Here is a 5,599-nt window from a genome sequence, read left to right as displayed (position 1 = left end):
CGGCCTCGGCGTCCGGATCCACCGCGCCGCCCCGCAGTCGAAGCGGACCAGTGGCGCCGTCTTCGGGCCGACGAAGAGCCACCAGCCCCGCACGGTGCCGGTCCCGCCCACGCTCGAGGCCTACGTCCGGGACCGGATCGACAGCGCGCCGGCCGGCTCGTACCTGTTCCCCAGCCCGACCGGTGCGATCTGGACCAACACCAACTTCCGCGTCCGGTCCCGCTGGACTGAGACCACCCAGTCGGTCGGCCTCACCGGCACGACGATCCACGACCTCCGCCACACCGCCGCATCGCTCCTCATCGCCGCTGGCGCCGACGTGAAGGCGGTCCAGATGATCCTCGGCCACGCCACCGCGACGATGACGATGGACCTCTACGGCCACCTCTTCTCGGAGGCACCGTGGCTGGCGATGGAGCGGATGCCCGTGTTCCCCGATCCAGAGCACCCAGTTGCGCCATCGCGCCATGAGCCAGATTCGGCTTAGGGACCTGAGGCGATGTCAGTGCCGTCCGTCAGACTCCGCCCATGACCTGGCAAGACATCCTCATGGTTTCGCTCCCCACTCTGCTCGCTGGCGTCGTCGGCTACGGCTCAGCTGGACGCGCGTTTGGGCAGCAGGAGAGGCGCACCCTCCGGCTGACCGCCGCGGACTCCGTTATCCCCAGAATCGACGTGCTCTCCCGGCTCGTGCGAATCTCAGATCGCCAAGCAGACGGCGCTGAGTGGCACGCGGCTGCGGCCGCAGCGCTAGACGCCATCGACGCCGAACGACACAGGTTGCCGCGGCCATGGCAGCACCTCCAACAGAGCGTGCGGATCGCCATCGGCGAGTCCACCGGCGTGTACGCATTCGCTGACCGCACGCCGTATGAGCCCGACGTTCAGCCGATCCCATACTCACGGGAATGGGCGAGCAACGCTGAGGAGTACCTGACGTACGCGCTGCGGAGCCTTCGCGTGTGGCGGGACGAACTGCGTGGGCGACCGCGAGTGCCTGAACTCGTGTCGTTCGATGAGTGGCTGCGACGGCGTGACTTGCAGTCAGGTGCACGCCGGCGGGTGGATGCTGCCCGATGACATCGGCGCCAGCGACGCTCGACGTGCGGCGCTCGCTGCCCGTCCGAATCGGACTGCTGACCACATGCTGACCACGAACCGGACACTGCGGTCGCGACCACCGCATCGGTCGCAGCCAGGATCGCGCTGACCTGCACCAACACACTGTGCGCCTGGGCAGATTCGAACTGCCGACACCCGCTTTAGGAGAGCGGTGCTCTATCCCCTGAGCTACAGGCGCTCGGAGGCAGCACCCTGCCTCCCGAACCGGACCAGGGTACCGGCCAACGTCGGTGTCGAGGACCCCGCGGCCCGTAGGGCGGGATGCCGGGTCGCGCGGCGTGCGGACCGCGTGCGGGAGCAGCGACGACCCCGAGCATCGCGCGCGGGCGCGTGTAAGGATCGGGACATGACGACAGAGGTCGAGGGCCAGACGTCCGTTCCCGCCAACGCGGCCGGCACGCGGCTGTGGGTCGAGCGGACCGGCACGCGGCGCTACGTGGGGCACAGCTCGCGCGGCGCCCGGGTCGAGATCGGCGACATCTCCTACGACGAGGCGTTCACGCCCGGCGAGCTCCTGAAGATCGCGCTCGCGGCGTGCAGCGGCCTCTCGGCGGACAACGCCGTCTCTCGGCGACTGGGCGACGACGTCGACGTGACCATCGAGGTCGGGGGCCTGGCCGACGACGACGAGGACCGCTACCCGCAGCTCACGGAGCGGTTCGTCGTCGACCTGTCCGGCCTGGACCCCGACCAGCGCGACCGCCTGCTCACGGTCATGCACCGCGCGATCGACCAGCACTGCACGGTCGGCCGGACCCTCAAGGCCGGCGCCGAGGTCGAGCTCACGGTCGTCGGGGAGCGCTGATGCCGTCCTTCGTCGACGAGGCGCTCGCCCGCGCTGTCGCGATCCCCTCCTCGACGATCCACGCCCACGTGGAGAAGGTCCGCCGGCGCAACCCCGAGGCCTCCCCCGCACAGCTCATCAAGCTGCTCGAGAAGGAGTACCTGCTCGTCGTCGGCGGAGCCGGTGGCGCGGTCGGTGCCGCCGCGGCCGCGCCCGCCGTGGGCACGGGCGTCGCGCTCGCGCTGACCGCGAGCGACGTGGCCACGTTCTTCGGGGCGTCGGCCGCCTACGTCCTGGCCGTCGCCTCGGTGCACGGCATCGACGTCGAGGACTCCGAGCGTCGCACCGCGCTGCTGCTGACCAGCCTGCTCGGCGAGTCGGGCGCGAAGGCGGTCACCGACATCACGGGGCAGGGCGCGGTCGGCGTCGCCAGGGTGATGCTCACGCGCATGCCGATGGCGACCGTGAAGAAGGTCAACACCACGCTGACCCGGCGCATGGTGCGCAAGCAGGTCGCGCGGCAGGGCGGGTTGTTCTTCGGGCGCCTCATCCCGTACGGCGTCGGCGTCGTCGTCGGCGTCGCGGGCGGTCGCGCGCTGGGGCGCACGGTGATCGAGGGCGCGCGGGCGGCGTTCGGCGCACCGCCGAGCACCTTCGGCCACGTGATCGAGCTCGAGCCCGTCCCGGCCAAGCAGCTCGGCGACGCCGAGCGCTCCCAGCTGCCGCCCGCTCCGGTCAAGGAGAAGAAGAAGTGGGGCATCCGCCGCTGACGTTCGAGCAGGTGCGCTCGCGCCTGCACGCGCGGCACCCGCACGCCTCGTTCACGCTGGAGTCAGCCCGACGAGCGACACCCGCCGGGCTGACGCGCACCGTCTGGCTGCGCGTCACGCCGGGCTCGACGACCCGCTGGGACCTCGACACCCGCCGCTGGTCCGGCGCCCGTGTGCAGCACCGGACCCTCGACGAGGTCGAGGCCGAGGCCAGCGCAGTCCTCGACCGCTGAGCCTCACCAGCGGTCGGCGACGTGCTCCGCGACCTGGCCGTCGTAGATCGCCTTCAGCGTGTCGAGCGTGCTCGCCGGCAGGGGCGCGAGCGACGCGGCGGCCGCGTTGCCCTGCGCCTGGGCGGCGTTGCGCGCGCCGGGGATGACGACGGAGACCCCGGGCTGGTCGATGATCCAGCGCAGCGCGAGCTGCGCGGTGGTCGCACCCTCCGGGGTCAGCGCGGCGACGTCCTGCGCCGCGGCGACGCCCACCTCGTAAGGCACGCCCGCGAAGGTCTCGCCCACGTCGAACGACTCGCCGTGCCGGTTGAAGTTGCGGTGGTCGGACGCGGCGAACTGCGTCGACAGGTCGTACTTGCCGGACAGCAGGCCGGACGCGAGCGGCACGCGCGCAATGATCCCGACGCCCGCCTCGGCCGCCGCGGGCAGCACCGCGTCGAGCGGCTTGCGGCGGAAGATGTTGAGGATGATCTGCACCGTCGCGACGTGCGGGCGCGCGATGGCCGCGAGCGCCTCGTCGACCGTCTCGACCGAGACGCCGTAGGCGGCGATGCGGCCCTCGTCGACCAGCGTGTCGAGGTCGTCGTACGTGGACTCGCGGTGGAACACCGGCGTGGGCGGGCAGTGCAGCTGCACGACGTCGAGGGTGTCGACGCCGAGGTTGGCGCGCGAGCGGTCCGTCCACTCACGGTAGTGGTCGAGGGTGTACTCCTCGGGGGTGTGCGGGTCGGCTCGTCGGCCCATCTTCGTCGCGACCGTGAGGCCCGACGAGGGGCGCGAGGCGAGGAACTCCCCGACGAGCTTCTCCGAGCGGCCGTCGCCGTACACGTCGGCCGTGTCGAGGAACGTGACGCCCGCGTCGACCGCGGCCTCCAGGACCGTCAGCGCGGTGTCCGAGCTGACGTCGCCCCAGTCCCCGCCCAGCTGCCAGCACCCCAGCCCGATGACCCCGACCGACCGACCCGTTCGCCCCAGCACACGCGTATCCATGCCTGCGACGTTACCGTGGGTCAGCATGACCCACCCGCGCATGTTCGCGATCACCGACCCGGTGCTCGCCCGCGTGCGCACGCTCGCCCTGGCTCTGCCGGAGGCCGTCGAGGTCGAGGCGTGGGGGCGGCCGACCTTCCGCGCGGGCACGCCGATGTTCGCGGTCTACGGCGTGCACGACGGGCACGACACGGGACTCGTCTTCAAGCCGGACCCCGACGAGCGGCCCGCCCTGGAGCACGACGAGCGCTTCTACTCCCCGCCGTACCACGGCGCCTCGGGCTGGCTCGCGATCGATCTCGCCGCCGACAGCGACTGGGACGAGGTCCGCGAGCTGCTCGAGGGCTCGTTCCGGCAGGTCGCGAACAAGCGGCAGCTCGCCGCGCTGGAGCCCGCATGAGCCGCGCGGCCCGCACGCTGCCGCTGCCGGCCGACGAGGCGTGGGACCTGCTGGTCGACGCCCGCAACCACGCGCGCTGGGTGCCGCTGACCCGCGTCGAGACGGACGGCCCTCCGCGCGTCGGGACCCGGATCCGCGCGACGTCCGGACCGTTCGCCCGACGAGGCGCGCCGGGGATCGTCGACCGCATGGTCATCACGCGCGCCGACCCGCCGGGGGCCACGCGCGTGGCGCTGTTCGTCAAGCACGGTCCCGTGCTGCTCGGCGAGGCCCGCATCGAGGTCTCCGCGGTCGACGACCGGCACGCGCGCGTGCTGTGGACCGAGGACGTGTACCTCGCGCACGTGCCGGCAGCCCTCGGGCGCGCGCTGCTGCGGCCGTTCCTCGGGCTCATGGTGCGCGGCGCCCTGAACGCCGCCGCCCGCGAGGTCGGCGCAACGCATCGCTCGTCCTAGCCCGTTTCACACAACGAATCGCGCCCACATGCGCAACGCGGGTTGGCGGATCGCCGCCGGAACGGCTCGTACCCTCGAAAGCAGACCTGCGTCACCGCACCCCGCCCTCGAAGGAGCCCGATGACCGCCGCTGCCAGCACCGCGCCCGGACGTACCGACCGCCGCTACCTGATGTGCGAGCCCGTGCACTACACGGTCTCGTACGAGATCAACCCGTGGATGGACAAGACCCGGTACACGGACGCGGACCTGGCCGTGCGGCAGTGGCGCACGTTGCGGGACACGTACCTCGACCTCGGCCACACCGTCGAGACGATCGACCCCATCGCCGGCCTGCCGGACATGGTCTACGCCGCCAACGGCGCGACCGTCGTCGACGGCGTCGTCTACTCCGCCGCCTTCCGCTACCCCGAGCGTCAGCCCGAGGGCCCCGCGTACCAGAAGTGGTTCGCGGGCCGCGGCTTCGTCACGCACACCGCGGCCGAGACCAACGAGGGCGAGGGTGACCTGCTCGCCATCGGCGACGTCATCCTGGCCGGAACGGGCTTCCGCACCGAGCGCTCCGCGCACGCCGAGGCGCAGGAGCTGTTCGGCCGCCCGGTCATCTCGCTCGAGCTCGTCGACCCGCACTACTACCACCTGGACACCGCGCTCGCGGTGATCTCGTCGACCTCCGCGTCCCCGCAGGTCGCGTACTTCGCGCCCGCGTTCTCGGCCGGCAGCCGGGCCGTGCTCGAGCAGATGTTCCCCGACGCGATCCTCGCGACCGAGCGCGACGCCGTGGCCCTGGGCCTCAACGCGGTGTCCGACGGCGAGAACGTGGTCGTCGCGCCCGGCGCGGTGGA

Annotated in this window: 9 protein-coding genes and 1 tRNA gene; 8 read left to right on the top strand and 2 right to left on the bottom strand. The window is 72.1% G+C overall.

Annotation, left to right across the window (positions count from 1 at the left end; all coding sequences use genetic code 11):
• On the top strand, window positions 1-487 hold a 487-nt coding region (locus tag D1825_RS01575; RefSeq protein WP_138067304.1), incomplete at its 5' end, for a tyrosine-type recombinase/integrase.
• Window positions 488-528: 41 nt separating this feature from the next.
• Complete coding sequence (locus tag D1825_RS01570; RefSeq protein ID WP_118765749.1) at window positions 529-1,080, top strand: hypothetical protein; 552 nt, start codon at window positions 529-531, stop codon at window positions 1,078-1,080.
• A 147-nt stretch (window positions 1,081-1,227) separates the two neighbouring features.
• Here D1825_RS01570 and D1825_RS01565 read toward each other — a convergent pair.
• Window positions 1,228-1,300: transfer RNA gene (locus tag D1825_RS01565), tRNA-Arg, on the bottom strand.
• A 168-nt stretch (window positions 1,301-1,468) separates the two neighbouring features.
• Here D1825_RS01565 and D1825_RS01560 point away from each other — a divergent pair.
• From D1825_RS01560 to D1825_RS01550, 3 genes are read left to right on the top strand one after another with little or no spacing between them, the layout of a single operon-like run.
• A complete protein-coding gene (locus D1825_RS01560) occupies window positions 1,469-1,927 on the top strand; it encodes an OsmC family protein (RefSeq protein WP_118765748.1) in 459 nt (152 codons plus the stop codon).
• Window positions 1,927-2,676 (top strand): hypothetical protein, encoded by a 750-nt coding sequence (locus D1825_RS01555; protein ID WP_233549555.1) that lies wholly within the window; start codon window positions 1,927-1,929, stop codon window positions 2,674-2,676. Before D1825_RS01560 ends, D1825_RS01555 begins: the two co-directional genes overlap by 1 nt.
• Window positions 2,658-2,909 (top strand): hypothetical protein, encoded by a 252-nt coding sequence (locus tag D1825_RS01550; protein WP_118765747.1) that lies wholly within the window; start codon window positions 2,658-2,660, stop codon window positions 2,907-2,909. The genes D1825_RS01555 and D1825_RS01550 overlap by 19 nt, the downstream gene beginning before the upstream one ends.
• 3 nt (window positions 2,910-2,912) lie before the next feature.
• Here D1825_RS01550 and D1825_RS01545 read toward each other — a convergent pair whose 3' ends face one another.
• Window positions 2,913-3,899, bottom strand: a complete 987-nt coding sequence (locus tag D1825_RS01545; protein ID WP_118765746.1) for an aldo/keto reductase — start codon at window positions 3,897-3,899, stop codon at window positions 2,913-2,915.
• Between the two features lie 25 nt (window positions 3,900-3,924).
• Between D1825_RS01545 and D1825_RS01540 the strand changes: the two genes are divergently transcribed.
• From D1825_RS01540 to ddaH, 3 genes are all read left to right on the top strand, one after another.
• Window positions 3,925-4,299: an MmcQ/YjbR family DNA-binding protein gene (locus tag D1825_RS01540; RefSeq protein ID WP_118765745.1), complete on the top strand. Its 375-nt coding sequence runs from the start codon at window positions 3,925-3,927 to the stop codon at window positions 4,297-4,299.
• Window positions 4,296-4,754, top strand: a complete 459-nt coding sequence (locus D1825_RS01535; RefSeq protein ID WP_118765744.1) for an SRPBCC family protein — start codon at window positions 4,296-4,298, stop codon at window positions 4,752-4,754. Before D1825_RS01540 ends, D1825_RS01535 begins: the two co-directional genes overlap by 4 nt.
• A 120-nt stretch (window positions 4,755-4,874) precedes the next feature.
• Window positions 4,875-5,599, top strand: a 725-nt coding sequence (ddaH, locus tag D1825_RS01530) for a dimethylargininase (protein ID WP_118765743.1), incomplete at its 3' end; no start/stop codon positions are given.

Origin of the sequence: Cellulomonas rhizosphaerae (genome assembly GCF_003470205.1) — a bacterium.
In the GTDB taxonomy this organism is placed as follows: domain Bacteria; phylum Actinomycetota; class Actinomycetes; order Actinomycetales; family Cellulomonadaceae; genus Cellulomonas; species Cellulomonas rhizosphaerae.
Note: the sequence above shows the minus strand (reverse complement) of the source record. Positions and strands in the feature narration are given on the sequence as shown.